General features: G+C 62.3%; 20 protein-coding genes and 1 pseudogene. 15 read left to right on the forward strand and 6 right to left on the reverse strand.

Annotated elements, in window-relative coordinates; all coding sequences use genetic code 11:
- The first annotated feature begins 151 nt into the window (after positions 1–151).
- The 3 genes from B0G76_RS01465 (at position 152) to B0G76_RS01475 (ending at position 3,910) form a co-directional block, all read left to right on the forward strand.
- A complete protein-coding gene (locus B0G76_RS01465) occupies positions 152–2,491 on the forward strand; it encodes an NADP-dependent malic enzyme (RefSeq protein WP_120289519.1) in 2,340 nt (779 codons plus the stop codon).
- Positions 2,492–2,916: 425 nt separating this feature from the next.
- Positions 2,917–3,333 carry a ribonuclease gene (locus B0G76_RS01470; protein ID WP_120289521.1) on the forward strand — a complete coding sequence of 139 codons (417 nt, stop codon included), beginning with the start codon at positions 2,917–2,919 and terminating at the stop codon, positions 3,331–3,333.
- Positions 3,334–3,349: 16 nt separating this feature from the next.
- Complete coding sequence (locus tag B0G76_RS01475) at positions 3,350–3,910, forward strand: barstar family protein (protein WP_120296132.1); 561 nt, start codon at positions 3,350–3,352, stop codon at positions 3,908–3,910.
- Between the two features lie 102 nt (positions 3,911–4,012).
- Here the strand turns inward: B0G76_RS01475 and B0G76_RS01480 are convergent, their stop codons facing one another.
- The 3 genes from B0G76_RS01480 to speE all read right to left on the reverse strand — a co-directional run bounded on the left by B0G76_RS01480 (position 4,013) and on the right by speE (position 6,211).
- A complete protein-coding gene (locus tag B0G76_RS01480) occupies positions 4,013–4,753 on the reverse strand; it encodes a 16S rRNA (uracil(1498)-N(3))-methyltransferase (RefSeq protein WP_120289523.1) in 741 nt (246 codons plus the stop codon).
- A 19-nt stretch (positions 4,754–4,772) separates the two neighbouring features.
- The gene (locus B0G76_RS01485) at positions 4,773–5,186 is read right to left on the reverse strand and encodes a glyoxalase/bleomycin resistance/extradiol dioxygenase family protein (RefSeq protein WP_120289525.1); all 414 of its coding nucleotides are present in this window, start codon (positions 5,184–5,186) and stop codon (positions 4,773–4,775) included.
- A gap of 113 nt (positions 5,187–5,299) precedes the next feature.
- A complete protein-coding gene (gene speE / locus B0G76_RS01490) occupies positions 5,300–6,211 on the reverse strand; it encodes a polyamine aminopropyltransferase (RefSeq protein WP_120289527.1) in 912 nt (303 codons plus the stop codon).
- A 281-nt stretch (positions 6,212–6,492) separates the two neighbouring features.
- On the opposite strand from speE, the gene tkt reads away from it, so the two are divergent.
- Positions 6,493–8,514, forward strand: a complete 2,022-nt coding sequence (gene tkt, locus B0G76_RS01495; RefSeq protein WP_120289529.1) for a transketolase — start codon at positions 6,493–6,495, stop codon at positions 8,512–8,514.
- 96 nt (positions 8,515–8,610) lie between these two features.
- Entirely contained in the window at positions 8,611–9,621 is a 1,011-nt protein-coding gene (gap, locus tag B0G76_RS01500; protein WP_106285226.1) for a type I glyceraldehyde-3-phosphate dehydrogenase, read from the forward strand.
- Positions 9,622–9,698: 77 nt separating this feature from the next.
- On the opposite strand, the gene B0G76_RS01505 is transcribed toward gap, so the two are convergent.
- Positions 9,699–10,391 carry a FadR/GntR family transcriptional regulator gene (locus tag B0G76_RS01505; RefSeq protein ID WP_120289531.1) on the reverse strand — a complete coding sequence of 231 codons (693 nt, stop codon included), beginning with the start codon at positions 10,389–10,391 and terminating at the stop codon, positions 9,699–9,701.
- A 228-nt stretch (positions 10,392–10,619) separates the two neighbouring features.
- Between B0G76_RS01505 and B0G76_RS01510 the strand changes: the two genes are divergently transcribed.
- From B0G76_RS01510 to B0G76_RS01520, 3 genes are all read left to right on the forward strand, one after another.
- Positions 10,620–11,948 carry a C4-dicarboxylate transporter DctA gene (locus tag B0G76_RS01510; protein ID WP_120289533.1) on the forward strand — a complete coding sequence of 443 codons (1,329 nt, stop codon included), beginning with the start codon at positions 10,620–10,622 and terminating at the stop codon, positions 11,946–11,948.
- A gap of 134 nt (positions 11,949–12,082) precedes the next feature.
- Positions 12,083–13,093 carry an allantoicase gene (gene alc / locus B0G76_RS01515; RefSeq protein ID WP_120289535.1) on the forward strand — a complete coding sequence of 337 codons (1,011 nt, stop codon included), beginning with the start codon at positions 12,083–12,085 and terminating at the stop codon, positions 13,091–13,093.
- A gap of 13 nt (positions 13,094–13,106) precedes the next feature.
- Entirely contained in the window at positions 13,107–13,625 is a 519-nt protein-coding gene (locus B0G76_RS01520; protein WP_120289537.1) for an ureidoglycolate lyase, read from the forward strand.
- A gap of 196 nt (positions 13,626–13,821) precedes the next feature.
- Here the strand turns inward: B0G76_RS01520 and B0G76_RS01525 are convergent.
- Positions 13,822–14,952, reverse strand: a pseudogene (locus tag B0G76_RS01525) (IS630 family transposase).
- 84 nt (positions 14,953–15,036) lie between these two features.
- Positions 15,037–15,465 carry a ferric iron uptake transcriptional regulator gene (fur, locus tag B0G76_RS01530; RefSeq protein ID WP_012434340.1) on the reverse strand — a complete coding sequence of 143 codons (429 nt, stop codon included), beginning with the start codon at positions 15,463–15,465 and terminating at the stop codon, positions 15,037–15,039.
- 157 nt (positions 15,466–15,622) lie between these two features.
- Here fur and bamE point away from each other — a divergent pair, with 157 nt between their 5' ends.
- The 7 genes from bamE (at position 15,623) to holA (ending at position 23,330) form a co-directional block, all read left to right on the forward strand.
- On the forward strand, positions 15,623–16,462 hold the full coding sequence (gene bamE, locus B0G76_RS01535; protein ID WP_120289539.1) for an outer membrane protein assembly factor BamE: 840 nt from the start codon (positions 15,623–15,625) through the stop codon (positions 16,460–16,462).
- Between the two features lie 189 nt (positions 16,463–16,651).
- Positions 16,652–17,449, forward strand: coding sequence for a 4-hydroxy-tetrahydrodipicolinate reductase (dapB, locus tag B0G76_RS01540; protein ID WP_120289541.1), 798 nt, complete (start codon positions 16,652–16,654; stop codon positions 17,447–17,449).
- A gap of 78 nt (positions 17,450–17,527) precedes the next feature.
- Positions 17,528–18,250 (forward strand): MotA/TolQ/ExbB proton channel family protein, encoded by a 723-nt coding sequence (locus B0G76_RS01545; RefSeq protein WP_120289543.1) that lies wholly within the window; start codon positions 17,528–17,530, stop codon positions 18,248–18,250.
- 24 nt (positions 18,251–18,274) lie between these two features.
- Positions 18,275–18,706, forward strand: a complete 432-nt coding sequence (locus B0G76_RS01550) for a biopolymer transporter ExbD (RefSeq protein ID WP_120289545.1) — start codon at positions 18,275–18,277, stop codon at positions 18,704–18,706.
- Positions 18,707–18,902: 196 nt separating this feature from the next.
- Complete coding sequence (leuS, locus tag B0G76_RS01555; protein WP_120289547.1) at positions 18,903–21,497, forward strand: leucine--tRNA ligase; 2,595 nt, start codon at positions 18,903–18,905, stop codon at positions 21,495–21,497.
- Positions 21,498–21,589: 92 nt separating this feature from the next.
- The gene (lptE, locus tag B0G76_RS01560; protein WP_120289549.1) at positions 21,590–22,141 is read left to right on the forward strand and encodes an LPS assembly lipoprotein LptE; all 552 of its coding nucleotides are present in this window, start codon (positions 21,590–21,592) and stop codon (positions 22,139–22,141) included.
- Between the two features lie 70 nt (positions 22,142–22,211).
- Positions 22,212–23,330: a DNA polymerase III subunit delta gene (gene holA / locus B0G76_RS01565; RefSeq protein WP_120289551.1), complete on the forward strand. Its 1,119-nt coding sequence runs from the start codon at positions 22,212–22,214 to the stop codon at positions 23,328–23,330.
- The last annotated feature ends 85 nt before the right edge of the window (positions 23,331–23,415 follow it).

Raw genomic sequence — 23,415 nt, forward strand, 5'->3', positions numbered from 1 at the left:
ATGGAAATGCTCACGGGTCAACACCCTATCTGCATTCAATTCCGACTCGACGCGTGGTTGGCCTGAAACGCGCTACGTCTGACTTTCGCATTGTTTCAGTCGCGGCAGTTGTACCCGTATTGAAGGAATTGAGCCGGCAATTGGGGCTACAATGCCGTCGAACATCTATTCTAATCCGCACTTCGAAGCCCGCCTTATGTCGACTCCCGTCAATAGCAAACTCCGCGAAGCCGCCCTCGATTATCACGAGTTCCCGACCCCTGGGAAGATCGCGATCGCCCCGACCAAGCAGATGATCAACCAGCGCGATCTCGCGCTGGCGTACTCGCCGGGCGTCGCGTTCGCGTGTGAGGAAATCGTCGAGAACCCGCTGAACGCCGCCCGTTTCACCGCGCGCAGCAACCTGGTCGGCGTCGTCACGAACGGCACCGCGGTGCTGGGTCTCGGCAACATCGGGCCGCTCGCCTCGAAGCCGGTCATGGAAGGCAAGGCCGTCCTGTTCAAGAAGTTCGCCGGCATCGACGTGTTCGACATCGAGCTGAACGAGTCCGATCCGCACAAGCTGGTCGAGGTGATCGCCGCGCTGGAGCCGACCTTCGGCGGTATCAACCTCGAAGACATCAAGGCGCCGGACTGCTTCATCGTCGAACGCGAATGCCGCAAGCGCATGAAGATTCCGGTTTTCCACGACGACCAGCATGGCACGGCCATCGTCGTCGCGGCAGCCATCACCAATGGTTTGAAGGTGGTCGGCAAGGACATCAAGCAGGTCAAGCTGGTGGCGTCGGGCGCGGGCGCGGCGGCGCTGGCGTGTCTGGATCTGCTGGTCGACATCGGCCTGCCGCTCGAGAACATCACCGTCACCGATCTGGCCGGCGTGGTGTACAAGGGCCGCGTCGAACTGATGGACCCGGACAAGGAACGCTTTGCGCGTGAAACCGACGCTCGCTCGCTCGCTGAGGCGATCGGCGGCGCGGACATTTTCCTCGGTCTCTCGGCCGGCGGCGTGCTGAAGCAGGACATGGTCAAGCAGATGGCGGACAAGCCGCTGATCCTGGCGCTGGCCAACCCGACCCCGGAAATCCTGCCGGAACTGGCGCTCGAAGTGCGTCCGGACGCGGTGCTCTGCACGGGCCGCACGGACTACCCGAACCAGGTGAACAACGTACTGGTGTTCCCGTTCCTGTTCCGCGGCGCGCTGGATGCGGGCGCGACGACCGTCACGCGTGAAATGGAAATCGCCGCGGTCAACGCGATTGCCGAACTGGCACGCCAGGAGCAGAGCGATATCGTCGCGACGGCTTATGGTATCCAGGATCTCTCGTTTGGTCCGGCATACCTGATTCCGAAGCCGTTCGACCCGCGCCTGATCGTCAAGGTCGCGCCGGCCGTGGCGAAGGCCGCGATGGATTCGGGCGTTGCCGAGCGTCCGATCGAAGACATGGAAGCGTACGAACAGCATCTGCAGCAGTTCGTGTACCACAGCGGCACGACCATGAAGCCGATTTTCCAGCTGGCGCGTGGCGTCGAGCCGGAGAAGAAGCGCATTGTGTTCGCGGAAGGCGAAGAAGAGCGCGTGCTGCGCGCCATGCAGATCATCGTCGACGAAAAGCTCGCAAAGCCGATCCTGATCGGCCGTCCGGCGGTGATCGAACAGCGCATTGCGCGTTACGGTCTGCGTCTGGTCGCGGGTCAGGACTACACGGTCGTGAACACCGACCACGACGAGCGTTACCGCGATTTCTGGCAGCAATATCACAAGATGATGTCCCGCAAAGGCATCACCGAGCAGATGGCGAAGCTCGAAATGCGCCGCCGCACCACGCTGATCGGCGCAATGCTGGTAGAGAAGGGCGAGGCGGACGGCATGATCTGTGGCACGGTGTCCACCACGCATCGTCACCTGCACTTCATCGATCAGGTGATCGGCAAGAAGCAAGGCGCGAAGGTCTATGCGGCGATGAACGCGCTGGTGCTGCCGAACCGCCAGATTTTCCTGGTCGACACGCACGTGAACGTTGACCCGACGCCTGAGCAGCTTGCCGAGATCACGATCATGGCCGCCGAGGAAGTGCGCCGCTTCGGTATCGAACCGAAGGTCGCCCTGCTGTCGCATTCGAACTTCGGCTCCAGCAATGCGCCGAGCGCACAGAAAATGCGCGACACGCTGGCGATCCTGCGCGAACGCGCGCCGGAGCTGCAAGTAGACGGCGAAATGCACGGCGACCTCGCACTCGACGCGAATCTGCGCCGCGAAGTGCTGCCTGACTCGACGCTCGAAGGCGACGCGAACCTGCTGGTGCTGCCGAATATCGACGCGGCCAACATCTCGTATAACCTGCTGAAGACCGCCGCGGGCAACAACATTGCGATTGGTCCGATGCTGCTCGGCGCGGCCAAGCCGGTGCACGTACTGACCGCTTCGGCGACGGTTCGCCGCATCGTCAACATGACGGCGCTGCTGGTTGCCGATGTGATCGCAGCCCGCTGATCCTTGATCCGGGACTGAAGCGTGGCGTTGCCTGACTGAGTTGGGGGCGCCACGCAAAAAAAAAGCGTGCCCGCAATGGGCACGCCTGCGGGTGAACAGGGGATAGCCACCCTAAAAAAAGCTGAATGAGATCATCCCGCCTCCGAGAGACTGCAGGAATCGCAAGGCTTTCAGTGCAGAGGATGGGCTGCACGACGGGCGCCCTACGGGTATCGGCCTGTCATCATTTGCCTCATTAGGTTAATTTTAGCTTACACAAGCTAAATATTCTGTCAAAAGTCGTCAAAGCCCGTTCTGTGGCTCTTTCCCGCGCGATTGGAGGCTGTTGCCCGTCCGGTGAACGTTGATTCTGTGGGGTTTTAGCGATACCCTTACGACTTTCATGGTCGTCAAACTCGTGATCTAACAGCGGGGAACCTTGATTCATGGCACGCAAGTGGCAACGCATTAAAGGCGTGCTGATCGGTGCTTTGACGCTCTGCGCTTTATCCGGCTCCGTGCCTGGCGCGTTTGCACGCGACTACACGGCATCCGCCGATACACAAGCACAGGTGCAGGGCACCATCGCGGCGGCGCAGTTGCCGCGCGAAGCGGTCAATACATTGAACTTGATTGCCGCGGGCGGGCCTTACCCGTATGAGAAGGACGGCATCGTATTCGGCAATCGCGAACGGTTGCTACCGCCGCATCGGCGCGGCTATTACCACGAATACACCGTTCCAACGGCTCGTTCACGAAACCGCGGGGCGCGTCGCATCGTCTGCGGAGGTCCGCTACAGCGGATCGACAACTGTTATTACTCGGACGACCATTACACCAGTTTTAATCGTATTGTTGAATGACATCGGGATGAACGGCATGAGCGACAACGTCTACGCGCACGACTCCGGAGTCGCGACGGATCTTTTCGCGGCCGGCGACGGCAATTTGTTCCAGCGCGTCATGCGGATGCGCGCCGGCGACCAGGGCCGGGATAATCAGAGCGAAGGCAGCACTGTGCTTTCATCGAACGAGGAGCCCATGAGCCTTTTCAAGACCGTACGACCGAACATCGTACAGTCGATCCGCGCGTTTCGCGTGCAGGATCTCGCTGACGAGGCCAATCAACTCGGCCAGCATTTTCTCTATGCGTATTGCGCGAATGCCCAGTCCAAACAGGAAGTGCTGGAGACGATCGCTACGTCGTTCCTGTTTCCAAAGCATTTCGGCAAGAATTACGACGCGCTCTACGATTGCCTGACCGATCTGGTGCATAAGGCAGGCACCCAGCCCGGGTTCGTGATCGTGCTCGAGCAGCTGCCGGTTGCGCAAAAGTTCGACAAAGAAGGGCGCGAGACGCTATTGGACGTGTTCCGCGAAGCGTCCGAGTTCTGGGCAGAGCGCAAGGTCGCGTTCCGGGTGTTTTATTCGTTTGCGTGAGGCATGCCCGGGCGAGTGTCTGGGCATTGATTCATGCTGAAGCAGAAAGAGAAAGGCCCGCCAATTGGCGGGCCTTTGCTTTTGACGCTCAAATATCTTGACTTACCAGCCACCCCAGCGGGCCGCCAGCGCCGAGAGTACTGCTATGCCCGCCGTCTCCGTGCGCAATACACGCGGACCGAGACCGACTGCGGCAAATCCGTGATCGGTCGCTGCGGCTTCTTCCGCGGCCGAAAAACCGCCTTCGGGGCCGACCAGCACGGTTACGCGTCCGAATGGCGGGTTGGCGGGCAGCGCTGAAAAGCTGATGCTGGCGCGCGGCGACAGCAGAATGCGCATCTCGCCTTCTTCAGGTGTGCGAGGCAGCGCGCCGAGCCACGTGGCGATTTCACGCACCGGCATCACTTCTGGCAGGCGATTGCGCCCGCACTGTTCGCACGACGCCCGCACGATGCCCTGCCAGTGCACATGCCGCCGCTGCGCGCGGTCGCCGGAAAGACGCACGACGCTGCGCGTGGTGGTGAGCGGCACGAAACACGATGCCCCGAGTTCGACCGCCTTCTCGATGAGCCAGTCCATCTTGTCGCCGCCGGCAATGCCCTGCGCGAGGGTCAGGTGATACGGCGCCTCAACTTCGATATTTCGGAATTCGTGAATTCTCACCTTGGCCGAGCGGCGTTCGACTTCGACGAGTTCGGCGCTGTATTCGCCGCCTTCGCCATTGAAAAGCACGATCGAATCACCGGGCTGCAAACGCAGCACGAGGATGTGGCGCGTGACGTCATCGGGCAACTGCAGGATGTCGTCGGGCTCGAGAGGCGTACCGACGAAGAAGCGAGGCATCAAAAAAATACTCATTGGTTCACGAAAGGTGGCGAGCGAGCGCCCAACGGTAGCCGTCCAGGTCTTCGACCTGGGCAAACCGGTCGCCCCAGAACTGATCCTGTGGCTCGCTCAGCGATTTTGCACCGGCGGCTAGCGCCCGCGTGTAAACCGCGTCGACATCGTCGACATAGACATAAAACGATTGCGGCGCAATCGCGCCCGCGCTTTTGGGTGTTTTCGCCGCCGAGCCGAACGCGCCTTCCGGCGCGAACATTACGATCAGCTGGCCTTGATAGGTCATCTCGACATGCATGACGACACCGTCGTCCTGGACGCTATCGCGTACTTCGAAGCCGAATGCCGCTTCGAAAAACGCGGTCGCGGCACGAGCTTCGCGCACCGTCAGATAGGGGGTCAACCAGGGCACACCGGCTGGGCGGGAGGCGGTCATGGGGTTCTCCGGATCTATTGGGGTTGCGGGATGCATGCTGCGAGGCCAGGTGGGCGGCGCGTATCGAAATTCCGATAGCGCGCGCCGACCGAACCGTGCATTTTGCCCACGCGTTAGCTTGAGGGCTTTAAGAATTGACTTAGTTTATCGCGCACGGACCGGGATGCCGAGAACAGTCCGGCATGCAGGGCCGTGTCGTAGTGCATCAGCGAGTCGATCCGACGCGCGGCAAGGCACTCCGCGAGGACTTCGACGGTGAGCGCGGCGGGGTCGAGCGTATCGCTGGCGGTCGCCATCATCCAGAGCGAGCCGTAGAGCGGGATGAAGGTATGCATCGTGCGCACGATGGCGAATGTGTCGCGCAGATCGTCGAGCAGGCCGGCGACGCGTCCGGCATGGAAGTACGGCGAACCGAGATGCAGCGAGAGCACGGCGGCCGGGCTCATAACGCGCTTGAGCTGCATGTAGAAGTCCGGCGTGTAGAGGCCCGCGGCGGGCGAGTCTGGCGGCGTCAGGTCGAAGACGATCAGATCAAACTGCGCGGAGGCCGAACCGGCGGCGTGTGCCTGTGCAACGCCCGCATGGGCGGCCCCCGCAACATACTGCGCTGCATCTCCAATCACCAGCTCAACACGCGGATCGTCAAAAGCGCCACATTGCACTTCAGGCAAATACTCGCGCGTCATGCGCACGACTTCGGCATCGAGCTCGGCCACCACGATCCGCTCGATGCCGGGGTGCTTCAGCAATTGCCGCACGGCGCCGCCATCGCCGCCGCCCAGCACCAGCGCTCGTTTCGGCGAAGGATGCGCCAGCGCGGCGGGATGCACCATGCACTCGTGATAAATGAATTCGTCGCCGGTCGAGGTCATCGGGCGGCCGTCGAGCGTGAACAGCCGGCCGAGCTGCGGCGTGTCCCACACCTCGATACGCTGGTAGGGCGAATCGACGCGCGCAAGCCGCCGCGCGTTCGGAAATCCGTAGACGGCGTTGGCGGTGGGTTGGAACAGCAAGGGAGCGCTCACGGATGGCGGGCTCCTTTCGGAGCGTGGTCGGTTCAGGTTGCCCAATTGTAAAGGGCGGAAGCGCCGCGCGGCCCCGCCGAGTGCGCCAGGCCACACAAGCAGGCGGCTTCCCGAGCGGGGGGCGGGTTAGCGTTCTGTTAGAATGTCACGCTTTCAGCCTTGTCCGTTTGCTCTGCCCGTTTCGCGTCTCCTGGCGCCGCACCGTGCGCCGAAGTGGACTGGCATTCGAGCATCCGGGCCTCAAGCGCACACCGCTTTCTGACTCTGTCTCCGGACTCGACATGACGACCCCGTCTCCCGCACCCACCTCCCTGATGGCCAACGCAATCCGCGCGTTGTCCATGGACGCTGTTCAAAAAGCGAATTCCGGCCACCCCGGCATGCCGATGGGCATGGCCGAAATCGGCGTGGCTTTGTGGTCGCGCCATCTGCGTCACAATCCGAAGAACCCGCAGTGGGCCGATCGCGACCGTTTCGTCCTGTCGAACGGCCATGGCTCGATGCTGCTGTACTCGCTGTTGCACCTGACCGGCTACGACCTGCCGATGGAAGAGCTGAAGAACTTCCGCCAGATGCATTCGAAGACGCCGGGTCACCCGGAATACGGCATTACGCCGGGCGTCGAAACGACCACCGGCCCGCTCGGCCAGGGTCTGGCCAACGCGGTCGGTATGGCGCTCGCCGAATCGCTGCTCGCCACCGAATTCAACAAATCTGACGCGAAGATCGTCGACCACCACACGTACGTGTTCGTCGGCGACGGCTGCCTGATGGAAGGTATCTCGCACGAAGCCTGCTCGCTCGCGGGCGTGCTGAAGCTGAACAAGCTGATTGCGTTCTACGACGATAACGGCATCTCGATCGACGGCGAAGTGGTTCACTGGTTCCACGACGACACGCCGAAGCGCTTCGAAGCGTATGGCTGGAACGTGATCCCGAACGTTGTTGGTCACAACGTCGATGCAGTGGACGCGGCAATCAAGCAGGCCAAGCAATCGGACAAGCCGACGCTGATCTGCTGCAAGACCGTGATCGGTGAAGGCGCGCCGACCAAGTCCGGCAGCCATGACTCGCACGGCTCGCCGCTCGGCGACAAGGAAATCGCGGCAACGCGTGAAGCGATCGGCTGGAAGTGGGAGCCGTTCGTCATTCCGCAGGAAGTCTACGCAGCATGGGACGCGACGGAAGCCGGCGCACGTAACGAATCCGATTGGGACAAGGCGTTTGCGGCGTACGCAGCCAAATACCCGCAGGAAGCCGCTGAATTCACGCGCCGCGACGCGAAGCAATTGCCCGCCGACTGGAAGGAAAAGGCGAAGGCCATCATCGCCGGCGCGAACGAACGCAAGGAAACCGTCGCGACGCGTAAGGCTTCGCAACAGGCAATCGAAGGTTTGTCGGCCGTATTGCCGGAACTGCTCGGCGGCTCCGCCGACCTGACCGGTTCGAACCTGACCAACTGGAAGGCCGCCAAGCCGGTGCGCGTGAACGCCGAAGGCAAGGCTGCCGGCAACTACGTGAACTACGGCGTGCGCGAATTCGGCATGAGCGCCGCGATCAACGGTATCGCGCTGCATGGCGGCTTCAAGGCCTTCGGCGGCACGTTCCTGACGTTCTCGGACTACAGCCGCAACGCATTGCGCGTCGCCGCGCTGATGAAAGCACCGTCGATCTTCGTGTTCACGCACGACTCGATCGGTCTGGGCGAAGACGGTCCGACCCACCAGTCGATCGAGCATGTTGCAAGCCTGCGTCTGATCCCGAATCTGCAAGTGTGGCGCCCGGCCGATACGGTCGAAACGGCGGTGGCCTGGACCCACGCGGTCGAGCATCACGGCCCGTCGTGCCTGATCTTCAGCCGTCAGAACCTGCCGTTCTCGGAGCGTACCGACGCGCAGATCGCCAACATCGAAAAGGGCGGCTACGTGCTGCGCGACTGGAACGATGAGATCGTCGCGCGCAAGGTCATTCTGATCGCCACCGGTTCGGAAATCGAACTGGCGTTGAACGCTGTCGAGCCGCTGGCTCGTGAAGGCATCGCGGCACGCGTCGTGTCGATGCCGTCGACCACGGTGTTCGACAAGCAGGACGCCGAATACCGCGAACGCGTGCTGCCGCATGGCGTGCGCCGCGTTGCGATCGAAGCGGGCGTAACGGATTTCTGGCGCAAGTACGTGGGTCTGGAAGGCGGCGTGGTCGGCATCGACACGTTCGGCGAATCGGCCCCGGCTGGCGTGCTGTTCAAGCATTTCGGCTTCACCGTCGAGCACGTGGTAGAGACGGCAAAAGCCGCACTCGGCTGATTTGCGTTCGAGGCTGTCGCGCGCACCCCGCGCGCGGCAATCCCGGCACATCAGGCCCACATGGAAGATTTTTTTTCAGCCATCAGGAGATAGATCATGACGATTCGCGTCGCAATCAACGGCTACGGCCGGATCGGCCGCAACACGCTGCGCGCCTTCTATGAAAACGGCAAGAAGCACGATATCGAAATCGTCGCCATCAACGATCTTGGCGATGCCAAGACCAACGCTCACCTGACGCAATACGACACCGCGCACGGCAAGTTCCCGGGCGAAGTGTCGGTGGACGGCGACTATCTGGTCGTCAACGGCGACAAGATCCGCGTGCTGGCTAACCGCAACCCGGCAGAGCTGCCGTGGGGCGAGCTGAACGTCGACGTCGTGATGGAATGCACGGGCTTTTTCACGACCAAGGAAAAGGCCAGCGCGCACATCAAGGGTGGAGCCAAGAAGGTCATCATCTCGGCGCCGGGCGGTAAGGACGTCGACGCAACGATCGTCTACGGCGTGAACCACAACGTCCTGAAGGCATCGGACACGGTGATCTCGAATGCATCGTGCACGACGAACTGCCTCGCGCCGCTCGTCAAGCCGCTGAACGACAAGATTGGCCTGGTGAACGGTTTGATGACCACGATCCACGCGTACACGAACGACCAGGTTCTGACGGACGTGTACCACGAAGACCTGCGCCGCGCGCGCTCGGCCACGCACAGCCAGATCCCGACCAAGACCGGTGCTGCATCGGCAGTCGGCCTGGTGCTGCCGGAACTGAACGGCAAGCTGGACGGCTACGCAATTCGCGTCCCGACGATCAACGTGTCGGTCGTCGACCTGTCGTTCATCGCCGCGCGCGACACGACGGTTGAAGAAGTCAACGCGATCATGAAGGAAGCGTCGGAAGGTTCGCTGAAGGGCATCCTCGGTTACAACGAGGCACCGCTGGTCTCGATCGACTTCAACCACAACCCGGCTTCGTCGACGTTCGACGCAACGCTGACCAAGGTGTCGGGCCGTCTGGTGAAGGTGTCGAGCTGGTACGACAACGAGTGGGGTTTCTCGAACCGCATGCTGGACACGGCTGTGGCGCTGGCCAACGCGAAGTAAGCTGTTTGATTCGCATGCCCTGCGGCCCGCGCGGTCAGCCGGGCGAAAGACAGAAGCCGCTCTTCGGAGCGGCTTTTTTACGCCTGCGGCGTCGGGAAATAGACGCCGGCGCGCTGCGCGGCGTTCGAGATATGGGTTTCGATTGCCTTGCCGGCCGCGGCGGAATCCCGTGCCTTCAGCGCATCGAGAATCGCCCGATGCTCGGTGTACGTGGACAGCACCAGTTCACGCCGGTAAAACGGCATCCGCTGGCTTTCCTTCATGATTTCCGCGGCGCTGCCCAGGATCGCCTCGATCGCCGCGTTGCCGGCAATGCTCACGATCCTCATATGGAAGTCGTAGTCGAGGCGGGCGGCTTCGTCGAGTTCATCGCAGGCGAGCGCCGTTTGCATGCCCGTGATGTTGTCTTCGAACCAGTCGAGGTCGGAATCGGTGACGGCCAAGGCCGCCATGCGCGCGATAAAGCCTTCAAGCGCGAAACGCATCTGGTAGGTATCCGGCAGCGACGACTGTTCCGCGAAGCGCCACGATTGCGCGGCTGTGGCCTGCGCGCTTTCCACATAAACGCCCTTGCCGGGACGGATCATCAGCAGACCGAGCGCTTCGAGCGTCGAGAGTGCCTCGCGCAGTGACGCGCGGCTGATCGCCAATTCTTCGGAGAGCTGACGCTGCGCCGGCAGCAAACTGCCCACCGGATAGACGCCCCCTTCGATCCTTTCGCGGATGGTCGCGATGGCGGCATCAGTAACGGTATGCGGAACGTTTTTCATCGTGGCTCACTTGGGGTGCGCGGTCTGACCAGCATTGTAGTACGCGTTCTGAACGCTCGTACGGCGGGTCGTTTAATTTGCGCAATCCCGCCCCAAAACGGTTAAAAAACAGCGGGTAAACGCTATTTAACGAATCCTTGACGCAAGTATATCGGCTTCCTACTATTCGAGATAACAGAACTGGTCGGACCAGTCTGAACAGATGCGAATCGTAATCAGGAGGAAGCCGTGTTGAAGTTCTTCAATTCACTGTTTGGCCGGGTCGTCATAGCGCTGGTGGCGGGTATCGTGATCGGCGCCGTGTTCCCGCATATTGCCCAATCGCTGCGCCCGCTCGGCGACGGCTTTCTCAAGCTGATCAAGATGGTGATCGGCCCGATCGTCTTCTGTGTTGTGGTGAGCGGCATGGCGCATGCCGGTGATCTGCGCAAGGTGGGTCGCGTCGGCCTGAAGGCGGTGGTCTACTTCGAGGTCATGACGACGATCGCGCTCGTGATCGGCGCGGTGCTGGCCTACGCAACGCGGCCTGGCGTCGGTATGAACATCGACCTGCATTCGCTTGATCCTGCTTCGCTGTCGACCTACACCGAGCACGCGAAGAGCCTTAAGGACACGGCCGGCTTTCTGCTGAAGATCATTCCCGATACGGCGATCAACGCCTTCGCGACCGGCGACATTCTGCAAATCCTCGTGTTTTCGGTGCTGTTCGGCTCGGCGCTTTCGCTGTTGGGCAGTAAGGCGCAACGCGTCAGCAGCCTGATCGACGAGCTTTCGCAGGTGTTTTTCCGCGTGATGGGTTTCATCATCAAGCTCGCGCCGCTCGGCGTGCTCGGCGCGATTGCGTTCACGACCGGCACCTACGGCGTCGAGTCGCTCAAGCAACTCGGCATGCTGGTGCTGGTGTTCTACGCAAGCTGTTTCGTGTTCGTGGTGGTCGTGCTGGGCGTGGTGATGCGTCTGGCCGGTTTCAGCGTCTTCAAGCTGATCCGTTATCTGCGCGAAGAGCTGTCGATCGTACTCGGCACGGCTTCGTCGGATGCGGTGCTGCCGCAGATCATGCGCAAGCTCGAATGGATGGGCGTCAAGGATTCGACCGTCGGCCTGGTCATTCCGACCGGCTACTCCTTCAACCTCGATGGCTTCTCCATCTATCTGACGCTGGCTGTGATTTTCATTGCGCAAGCCACCAACACGCCGTTGTCGATCCATGACCTGATTGTGGTGGTGCTGGTGTCGCTGGTGACGTCGAAGGGTGCACACGGTATTCCCGGCTCGGCAATCGTGATTCTGGCCGCGACGCTGTCCGCTATTCCTGCGATTCCGGTGCTCGGTCTCGTGCTGATTCTGCCGGTCGACTGGTTCGTCGGTATCGCGCGTGCGCTGACCAACCTGATCGGCAACTGCGTGGCGACCGTGGTGGTGGCTGTGTGGGAAAACGATATCGACCGGGTGCGCGCTCATCGCGTGCTGAACCGCGATGAAGCGTTGCGCTACGTGCCGGCAGGCGAAATCACGGGCGCGGAGCCCACCGCCGGTGAACATGTGCCGGCCGTCTAACTAGGCGCGACCACGTCGTACCGTGACCAGATTCAAAGCTATTCAACCGCGCGCCAATGCAGCGCGCGGTTCTGCCCCGGCGGATGCGCTGACTCCGCCGACTCTCCCTCACTTTTCATTGTCTGACTGAGACTATGGCTAATCCGATCCTCGACCCCAACGCTCCCGCTTTCACCCGTCGCTACATGAACCTCGCCGACCCGCGTCTGGGCGCGCAGGCACTCTACGCGAGCGACGAATTCTTCGCGCCGAAAGAACGCATGCTCGAACCGCAGCCGGCGGTGTTCATTCCCGGTAAATACGATGACCACGGCAAATGGATGGACGGCTGGGAAACTCGCCGCAAGCGGACCACCGGCCACGACTACTGCGTGATCCGGCTCGCCCGGCCGGGCGTCGTGTACGGCGTCGATCTGGACACGAGTCACTTCACGGGCAATTTCCCGCCGGCCGCGTCGATCGACGCGTGCTACGTGGACGGCGACGTGCCGCCCGACAATGCCGACTGGCAGACGCTGGTGCCGGCCACCACGCTGCAGGGCAACCATCACCATTACGTCGACGTGAACGACGCCCGTGCCTTCACCCATCTGCGCGTGAATCTGTATCCGGACGGCGGTCTGGCGCGTCTGCGTGTGTACGGCCAGCCGAAGCGCGACTGGGAGCGGGTCGAGCGCGGCACGCTGCTCGATCTCGCCGCGATCGAAAACGGCGCGTATCTTGTCGCCGCGAACAACCAGCATTTCGGGCCGGCCTCGCAGATGCTGATGCCGGGCCGCGGCGTCAATATGGGCGACGGCTGGGAAACGCGACGCCGTCGCGAGCCGGGCAACGACTGGGCGATCGTCGCGCTCGCACGGCCGGGCGTGATTCGCAAGATCGAAGTGGATACGGCGCACTTCAAGGGCAACTATCCGGATCGCTATTCGCTGCAGGCGGCCTCGGTGACGGGCGGCACGGACGATTCGCTGATCACCCAGGCGATGTTCTGGCCGGTGCTGATCGGCGAGCAGAAGTTGCAGATGGACCACGTGCACACGTTCACCGATGACATCGCGTCCCTCGGGCCGGTCACGCACGTGCGGTTCAACATGTTCCCGGACGGCGGCGTATCGCGCCTGCGCTTGTGGGGCGAGATCGCATAACGGAGTGGTGTCGATGAAAACATTGCACGTGGAACGCCTGACGCGCGCGGCCTTCGCGCCGTTCGGCGACGTCATCGAACTGGACGGCGCGCGCCATTTCCCGATCAACGGCGGCACGACCGAGCGTTATCACGACCTCGCGAAGGTCGACGTGACGGAAAACGGCGGCCGGCCGCTGATCAATCTGTTTCGGGCGCAGCCGCGCACGCTGCCGATCGAAATCGCCATGATGGAACGGCATCCGCTGGGCAGTCAGGCTTTCATTCCCTTAACGGAACGTCGCTATCTGGTGGTCGTTGCGCCGGCCGGCGAGTTCGATCCGGCGCGGATGCGGGCGTTCTGGAGCGACGGCTGGCAGGGCGTGAACTATGCCAAGGGCGTTTGGCACCATCCGTTGCTCGCGCTCGATCAGGTGAGCGACTTTGTGGCAGTGGATCGTGGCGGCGAGCAGCCCAACTGCGACGAATTGCCGTTGGCCGAGCCGTGGCGGCTGCTGTTCGAAGCGGAAGCGAGCGTCGAATTGGCGGAATAGGCGGGCGTAGGCGGGAGTCCCAACGCGGCGGCCATACGCACATGGGAGGAGGCGCAGGCGCGAGCCTCCCAACGCAGCCGCAGCGCCGCATGCATAAGAAAACCCGGCCGATTTTCATCGGCCGGGTTTTTTCGTTGCTCACCGAGCCGCGCACCCCGACGCGGCCGGCATCGCACTCATTCAGCCTAGTGTTTTGTCAGGCCTCAAATGTCGGATATAGCCTGGACAGTTTGATGCGGGCATCGTCGGTGGTGAACTGCCAGTTGATCCTGGCCTTAAGCTGATCTCGTCGAGCCTGCCAGGCGGCCACCTCGCGGCGCACCGTGTCGATGTTGTCGATGCGCCGGTCGAGGCACTGCTTGATCATCACATTGAGTTCGATCTCGGCCATGTTCAGCCAACTGCCATGTTTGGGCGTGTAGACAAATTCAAACCGGTCCCACAGCGCTTTGGCCTGCGATGGCGGGAAGGTTTCGTAGGGCGCGGCGGCCGTGTGGGTGTTCAGGTTGTCCATCACGAGGGTGATTCGTTGCGCATCCGGGTAAGGCCTGGGCAATGTCCTGTACGAAGCGGGACCATTGCACCCTGGTCCGGGAGTCGGTGGCTTTCGTCAGACGCAGTCCGGCAAGGGGTTCCGATGCCATGAAGACATTGCACACGCCACAGCGCTCGTACTCATAGTCCTCCCGCGCAGGACGCCCTGGTGCCGCTTTGATCGGTTCGCGGGTCTGGCGAATCAACTGCCGCGGCGTCTCGTCCATGCACACCACGGGGCCCGTCGCGTCGTAGGGCCGGTGGTACACATCGAGCACGTTTTCCATGGCCGCCACGAACTCCGCGTTCGCTTTGGGCGGGATAATCCAGCCTATCTTGCGCCACGGCTTGAGTTCGTTTTTTTGAGCGCACGCCGCACCGTTTCGTGCGAGAGACTATCCACGTACTCCAGCTCTACGGCACGCTGCGCCAATCGCCGCAGCGACCAGTTCGCCTGGCCCTCGGGAGGCTCGCCGCAGCTCAGCGCAATCAGGCGGGCCTCAAGCTCGCCGTCAATCTTGCTGTCGTAGACCCTTTGGCCCGGCGGCCTGACAAGCGCGGCTTCGTAGCCTTCCTCCACGAAACGTTTCTTCACCCGGTCAATCTTGCGCGCGCTCACGTGCAACACCGCTGCGACCTCTTGCCCGGAGCGACGGCAGCGCCCTGAAGAGGTGTCGCAATTCAACAGAATGAGAGCGTTGATTACCTTCTGGGACTGGTGCGAACCTTTGCTCACAATCGCTTCGAGTTGCTCTCTTTCTTTCGCCGTCAGGGTAACGATGTATTTTTCCATTCCCCGATTTTCGCGCAGCGTGCTCGTGGTTACAACGTCTTTCCCCGGCCCCATATTTACCGACAGTTCACGGAAGTCACGACACTAGTGCTTACGATGCGGGCAATTCTCCTTGGTGCACGCGCCGTACAGCGCCAGCGCATGTTCCTGCAGCTTGAAGCCGCGTTCCTTCGCGATGGATTGCTGACGGCTCTCGATTTCGGAGTCGAAAAATTCTTCGACGAGCCCGCAATCGAGGCAAACGAGGTGGTCGTGATGCGACCCTTCGTTCAGTTCGAACACGGCTTTGCCCGATTCGAAATTGCTGCGCGAGAGCAGACCGGCCTGCTCGAACTGCGTCAGCACGCGATACACGGTTGCGAGGCCGATATCGAGTTCTTCGTGCAGCAGGTTGCGGTAGACGTCTTCTGCGGTCAAATGGCGCACCGGGCTATGCTGGAAAATCTCAAGGATTTTGAGGCGCGGAAGGGTCGCCTTGAGCCCGATATTCTTGAGATCGGTTGGATTGGTCATGACAAGGGATCCCTAGAGTACAATGCTGGGCTCTCATAGTAATGTGTTTTTGCCGTTCTGGTCATCTTCGATGGAATGAAACTCGCGCGCTCGTCAGCGGGCTCGCACGGTGAGTGAAATGATTTCAAATTCTCAATTGATCTACCGGGGGAGCCGCATGCGGGGTACCTTGATCGCTGTTGCGACTGTCGCGGTTCTTGCCGGATGTTCCACGTACGACAGCCTGACGCAGCGTGTTGCCCAAAGCATTACGCCGTATCGTATTACGGTGGTGCAAGGCAATTTCGTCTCGAAAGAAGCGGCGGCGCAGATGCAGGTCGGTTTGTCGCGCGCGCAGGTGAAGCAGTTGCTCGGCACGCCGCTTTTGACCGATATGTTCCACGCAGACCGCTGGGACTACGTGTTCTATTTCAAACGCGGCTCGACTAGCGTTGTGCAACAGCGCGACTTCGTAGTCATATTCGCGGGCGACCGCGTCGCGAGCTGGTCGGGCGGCGACGATCTGCCTTCCAACCTCGAGTTGCTGGCGGAAATCGACGGCGACAAGGCCGGCAAGAAGAAGGCCGCCGTGCCGAACGTGGCAAGCGCCGCAACGGGCGCCAGCGCGCCGGTGGCGGCAGCGCCGGCTACTGTTGACACCACGCGTTCGCCGTCGGTGGACGCGGCCGCCGCAGCAGCGGCCATCCCGTCGACAGACGCCAACGCCGAAGCCGCGCAGGCCGCGAATCGGCTGACCAATGCGGTGCAATCGCCGTCGGGCAATCAGCGATCGTCGGTGCGCTCTACCGCACCGACCGCCAACGGTGGCGGGATTCCGTCGCAAGGTCCAACGGCCGCCGGGCAGCCACAGTTCCAGTTCCACCGTCCGCCGCCGCCGCAGGTTCCCGGCACGCAGGAGAATCCGGTGGGACCCACGGGCCCGCAAAGCAGCAACGGCGGCCCGACGCACAACGCGCCGTTGACGTCTTCTTCGTCCACTACGGGAACGGGCGGCTAAGCTCGCTGTCCTTCTCTTAGGGCGGTTAAGACGGGCGCTGCGACGGAATGCACCGTGAGCAGCGCCCGTCAGCCTTTCTGCTGTGCTGGTTGTAGTTGTTGTTCCTGTATGCGCGGCGCCCGGGTGTGCTGCCCGGCGCCGCTTTTGCCCGCGTTTGCCGCGTTTTACCCCTTTCGAACCCTCGTAGCCATGAAAATTGCCATTGCTGGCGCATCGGGCCGTATGGGCCGGATGCTCATCGAAACCGTCCTCAACGATTCCGGCGCAACGCTGTCCGGCGCGCTCGACCGTGCGGGCGCCCCGCAACTCGGTCAGGACGCCGGCGCGTTTCTCGGCAAACAGACGGGCGTGCTGCTGACGGACGATATCGAGCGCGTATTCGCCGAATCCGACTATCTGATCGACTTCACGCGCCCCGAAGGCACGCTGATGCATCTGGAAGCCGCGCAGCGCCACAACGTCAAAATGGTGATCGGCACGACTGGCTTCGACAACGAACAGAAAGCGCAACTGCGCGCCGCGGCGGACAAGGTCGCGATCATGTTTTCGTCGAACATGAGCGTGGGCGTCAATGTCACGCTGAAGCTGCTCGAATACGCCGCGAAGCATTTCGCGACCGGCTATGACATCGAAATCATCGAGGCGCATCACCGTCACAAGGTCGACGCGCCGTCTGGCACCGCGCTGACCATGGGCGAAGTCATGGCCCACGCGCTTGGCCGCAATCTCGACGACTGCGCGGTCTACAGCCGCGAAGGCGTGACCGGCGAACGCGACCCGTCCACGATCGGCTTCTCGGCGATCCGCGGCGGCGACATCGTCGGCGACCATACAGTGCTGTTTGCAGGCATTGGCGAGCGTATCGAAATCACGCACAAATCGGCGAGCCGCCTGTCGTATGCGCAAGGCGCGCTGCGTGCCGTGCGTTTCCTCGAAAGTCACGAGACGGGATTTTTCGACATGCAGGACGTGCTCGGCCTGCGTTGAGCGTGTCACGGGGCCGGTTGTGGCCCCGCTTTGCTCGTTTGTAGCGCCCCTGTAGTCATTTTCCAACGGCGAGGCCAGATGGCAGGCAGCAGCGGCATCATCCACTACCTGGAAACTAGCGACGCGATCACGCATGGCGTCGCCTATGTGCTGCTGGCGATGTCGATTGCGAGCTGGTGCTTTCTGATCGTCAAAAGCTGGATCCTCACGCGCGCCAAACGTCAGGCCACGCCGGCGATTGCGCAGTTCTGGCAGGCATCGACGCTGTCGGACGGCGTCGCGGCATTGAGGCGCATGGACCGCGAGCGCGTGTTCACGCCACTCGCCGAGGCCGCGCTGCACGCCGCCGAAGTGGACATTCCCGGCGCGCTGCTCGCCCGCGTGGAGCGCAGCGAGCGGGTGTTACGAGCGCTGCGTCAAGCGCTCAACGCGTCGCAGCGGCGGCTCGAGTTCGGCCAGGTGCTGCTGGCCTCGGTGGGCAGCACGGCGCCGTTCGTGGGCCTGCTCGGCACGGTATGGGGCATCTATCACGCGCTCGGCAGTATCGCGGCGAGCGGTCAGGCGCAGATCGAAAACGTCGCGGGTCCGGTCGGCGAGGCGCTGATCATGACCGCCTTCGGCCTCGTGGTCGCGATTCCAGCGGTGCTCGCCTATAACGTGTTCGGGCGCATGGTGCGGCAGTTGTCGGAAGAACTCGACGGCTTCGCTCACGATTTGCACGCCTATGTGTGCGCGCCAGCGGATCAGCCCCGGCCCCAGCCTCAGCAAGTCCACGCCCGAACCCAACAGGCGCACGGCTGAGACCGGAAAAAAGAGGGAGGCGACATGGCATTCGGCGGACTCGAGAAAAAGCAGACGGCCGCGCCGATGGCCGAGATCAACATGACGCCGTTGATCGACGTGATGCTCGTGCTGCTGGTGATTTTTATCATTACCGCGCCTTTATTTACGCACGCGATCCGGCTGGATTTGCCCAAAGTCGCGGCCGCGCCCGCACGGCAAACGCCGCAAACCATTTCTCTTTCAATCGATGCCGCCGGCAAGCTGTACTGGAACGGCAGCGTCATCACGCTGCAGCAGATGCGCACGCGATTCGTGGAAGCGGGTAAAGAGGTCGACCAGCCGGAAATCCAGCTCAGCGCCGAGCGTTCCACGCGTTACGAGGTGATCGCGCAGGTGATGGGTGCGGCGCAACAGGCCGGGCTCGAGCGAATCGGCTTCGTCACCGATTCGCCGCCGCCGGGGGCGAAACCGTAGCGACGGCATCCGGCGGCACCGTGCTCCCGCTCAGGCGCAACCCCGTCGCCCCCGCACACCACGCCACGCGGCGCACCCGTCCGCGAACGGTATAATCAGCCCTTTCCCCCGCCGAAGGGGAAACGACGCCATTTCATCCAGCAGAGCACCAAAGCGGGCGGTGCGAAAGCACCGAACCCAGCGATCTCATCACACCATGCACGAAAAATACGTTCCCTCCGACGTCGAAGCCGCCGCGCAAGGGCAATGGCGCGCCATCGACGCGTACAAGACGTCGGAAACTACTGATAAGCCCAAGTTCTATTGCGTTTCGATGCTGCCGTACCCGTCGGGCAAGCTGCACATGGGGCACGTGCGCAACTACACGATCAACGACGTGATGTACCGCTATCTGCGGATGAACGGCTACAACGTGCTGATGCCGATGGGTTGGGACGCGTTCGGCATGCCGGCGGAAAACGCGGCGATGGCCAACAACGTGCCGCCCGCGAAATGGACCTACGACAACATCGCTTACATGAAGAAGCAGATGCAGTCGATGGGCCTCGCGATCGACTGGTCGCGCGAAGTCGCCACCTGCAGCCCCGATTACTACAAGTGGAACCAGTGGCTATTCCTGAAGATGCTCGAAAAGGGCATCGCGTACAAGAAAACCGGCACCGTCAACTGGGACCCGGTCGATCAGACCGTGCTTGCCAACGAGCAGGTGATCGACGGCCGCGGCTGGCGTTCGGGCGCGCTGATCGAAAAGCGCGAAATCCCGATGTACTACATGCGCATCACGCAGTACGCGGATGAACTGCTGAACGACCTCGAAGGCCTCGGCTGGCCCGAGCGCGTCAAGATCATGCAGCAGAACTGGATCGGCAAGAGCTTCGGCGTGAACTTCGGTTTCCCGTATGAAATCGACGGCGAACAGAAGCTGCTGCGCGTGTTTACCACGCGTGCAGACACGATCATGGGCGTGACTTTCTGCGCGGTTGCCGCCGAGCATCCGCTCGCCACGCGTCTCGCCAAAGACAAGCCGGAACTGCAAGCCTTCATCGAGGAATGCAAGCGCGGCGGTGTGGCTGAAGCCGACGTCGCGACGATGGAAAAGAAGGGCATGGGCACCGGCTTCTACGTCACGCATCCGCTGACGCAGGTACAGGTCGAAGTGTGGATCGGCAATTACGTGCTGATGAGCTACGGCGAAGGCGCCGTGATGGGCGTGCCCGCGCACGACGAGCGCGACTTCGCGTTCGTGAAGAAATACGGTCTGCCGATCAAGCAGGTGGTGGCGATTGAAGGCAAGGAATTCTCCACCGAAGCCTGGCAAGAATGGTATGGCGAGAAGGAAGGCGGCGTCTGCATCAACAGTGGCAAGTACGATGGTCTGAACTACACGCAGGCGGTCGACGCGATCGCCGCCGATCTGAAAGAACTCGGTCTCGGCGACAAGCAGATCACGTGGCGTTTGCGTGACTGGGGCGTGTCGCGCCAGCGTTACTGGGGCACGCCGATTCCGATCATCCACTGCCCGTCGTGCGGCGACGTGCCGGTGCCGGAAAAAGATCTGCCGGTTGTGCTGCCGGAAGACCTCGTGCCGGATGGCACGGGCAATCCGCTCGCGAAGTCCGAAGCATTCGTGAATTGCACGTGCCCGACCTGCGGCGGCGCGGCAAAGCGCGAAACCGACACGATGGACACCTTCGTCGATTCGTCCTGGTACTTCTACCGCTATGCGTCGCCGGATGCGAAGACCATGGTCGACGAGCGCACCGATTACTGGGCGCCGATGGATCAATACATCGGCGGTATCGAGCACGCGATTCTGCACCTCTTGTATTCGCGCTTCTGGGCGAAGGTAATGCGAGACATGGGTCTGGTCGAGTTCGGCGAGCCGGCCAAGAACCTGCTGACGCAGGGCATGGTGCTCAACGAAACCTATTACCGCGAAAACGAAGCGGGTAAGAAGACCTGGTACAACCCGGCTGACGTTACTGTCTCGTTCGACGACAAGGGTCGCCCGGTCGGCGCCGTGCTGAACTCGGACGGGCAGCCGGTGGTGCTCGGAGGCGTCGAGAAAATGTCGAAGTCGAAGAACAACGGCGTCGATCCGCAATTGCTGATCGATCAACACGGCGCCGACACCGCGCGTCTGTTCGTCATGTTCGCCGCACCGCCCGAGCAGCAGCTCGAATGGTCCGGTTCGGGCGTGGAAGGCGCGAGCCGCTTCCTGCGTCGCGTGTGGAGCTTCGGTCACGCGAACGAAGCAGCGCTGCGCACGGGTGGCAAGTTCGACGCCGCGCAACTTGGCGAAGTCGACAAGGTGCTGCGCCGCGAGATCTACAACGTGCTGAAGCAAGCCGACTTCGACTACCAGCGTTTGCAGTACAACACGGTGGTGTCGGCGGCGATGAAGATGCTCAACGCGCTCGACAGCGCGAAGGGCGCGCAACCGGCGGTGCTGCGCGAGACGTACAGCGTGCTGCTGCGCGTGCTGTATCCGGTCGTGCCGCACCAGACGTTCCAGTTGTGGCAGGAACTCGGTTACGCCGACGAATTCGGCTCGCTGCTCGACGCCGCATGGCCGAAGGTCGACGAACAGGCACTCGAACAAGCCGAAATCGAGCTCGTGCTGCAGGTGAACGGCAAGGTACGCGGCGCGCTCACGGTGGCGAAAGACGCCACACGTGAAGCGATCGAAAAGCTCGCCGCCGCGCATGAAGCGGTCGAGAAGTTCAGCGAAGGCAAGGCGCCGAAGAAGATCGTCGTGGTGCCGGGCCGTCTCGTGAACGTGGTCGTTTGACCGCGCACGGGAACATGACAGCAGGCAGGACGCCGTCGCGCGTGGCGGCGCTTGTCTCTCGCTGCGGAATTTACTGCGAACCAGGAGCCAATGTGACTCGCAGATCGTTATTGACGCTGGTGTGCAGCGTGCTGATGTTGTCCGCCTGCGGCTTCCAGCTGCGCGGCCAGCAGGATTACGCATTCAAACGACTCTATATCTCCGGCGGTTCGGCTGCGGCCGGCGCGCGGCTGACCCGTCTCGTGCAGGGCGGCAGCGACACGGTGGTGGTGACGTCCGTCGCGAATGCCGACGCAACGTTGCAGATCACCGAAGGCCGCGGCACCAGTACGCTCACGCTGAACTCGCTTGGCGTCGTCGAAGAATATGCGTTGAATCTTTCGATGAACTACACGCTGGTCGGCAAGGACGGCACGGTGCTGATTCCGCCGAGCGCGATTGCGCTGAACCGCGCGATGACCTATAGCGACCAGTACTCGCAGGCCAAGTCGGCTGAAGCCGACATTCTGTTCGCGGACATGGAAAACGACGCGATCGACCAGCTTTCGCGCCGTCTGTCGCTGGTGCGCTCGCTGCATCCGGCGCCGGGTGAGCAGGTGCCGTCGGTTGCGCCGCGCGCGCCGTTGCCGCCGCCGCCGCTGTGAGCGTCGCGCTGTGTCTTTGTTTAGCTTGCTGCGCGTGCTTATGCGCTCTTAACCTCGTTGATCGGTAGCCATGCAACTGCGACTTGACGCGCTCGAAGCGCATCTCGCGAAGGGACTCGCCGGACTGTACGTCGTGTACGGCGACGAGCACCTGCTCGCGCAAGAAGCGTGCGACCGGATTCGTGCTACGGCGCGTGCGGCTGGTTTTACCGATCGCTCGGTGTTCACGGTCGAGCGTGGTTTCGACTGGAGTTCGCTGCTCGGCGCGAGTCAATCGATGTCGCTGTTCGGCGACCGTCAACTCGTCGAATTGCGCATTCCTTCGGGCAAGCCGGGCAAGGAAGGCGCGGATGCGCTGAAGGCGCTCGCCGCCGCCGTGAATGACGACGTGCTGACCATGATCACGCTGCCGCGGCTCGACGCGGCTACGCAGAAATCTGCATGGTTCACCGCGCTGTCCGATGCCGGCGTGGCACTGAAGATCGATCCGGTCGAGCGCGCGCAGTTGCCGAATTGGGTCGGTCAGCGACTTGCGGCTCAAGGCCAGCGGGTCGCCGCCGGTGAAGAAGGGCGGCGCGCGTTGGCATTCATCGCCGAACGCGTGGAAGGCAATCTGCTTGCCGCGCATCAGGAAATCCAGAAGCTCGGGCTGCTGTATCCGGCGGGTTCGTTGAGCTTTGAACAGATTCAGGATGCGGTGCTGAACGTCGCCCGTTATGACGTTTTCAAGCTGAACGAAGCGATGCTGGCGGGCGATGTCGGCCGCCTCGCGCGCATGCTCGACGGTCTGCGCGGCGAAGGCGAGGCCGCGGTGCTGGTGCTGTGGGCGGTCGTCGAGGAAGTGCGGACCTTGTTGCGGATCAAGCGTGGTGTCGCGGCCGGCAAACCGCTCGCGATGCTGGTGCGCGAAAACCGCGTGTGGGGTCCGCGTGAGCGGCTGATTGGGCCGGCGCTGTCGCGCGTCACGGAAAGCGCGCTTGAAAAGGCGCTTGCTTTAGCCGCGCGGCTGGATCGGCAGGTGAAGGGGCTGTCCGGCGGCACGCCGGGCAATCATCGCAATGATCCGCCGCCTGATCCGTGGGATGGTTTGTTCGACCTGGCGATGACGGTGGCTGCGCCGAAGGGAGCGCCGGTACCGCCGCCACGACCTCGCGCCGGAGCAGTTGCCCCAGCACGCAGGCCTGTCTGAGCTATATCGCCAATGCGGCCGGACCCGGTCTGATTCATGCTCAGGTAGCGGCGAGATCGTCACCGTCAGTGCCTTGATGACATCT

The sequence above is a fragment of the Paraburkholderia sp. BL23I1N1 genome, from assembly GCF_003610295.1.
GTDB lineage: Bacteria > Pseudomonadota > Gammaproteobacteria > Burkholderiales > Burkholderiaceae > Paraburkholderia.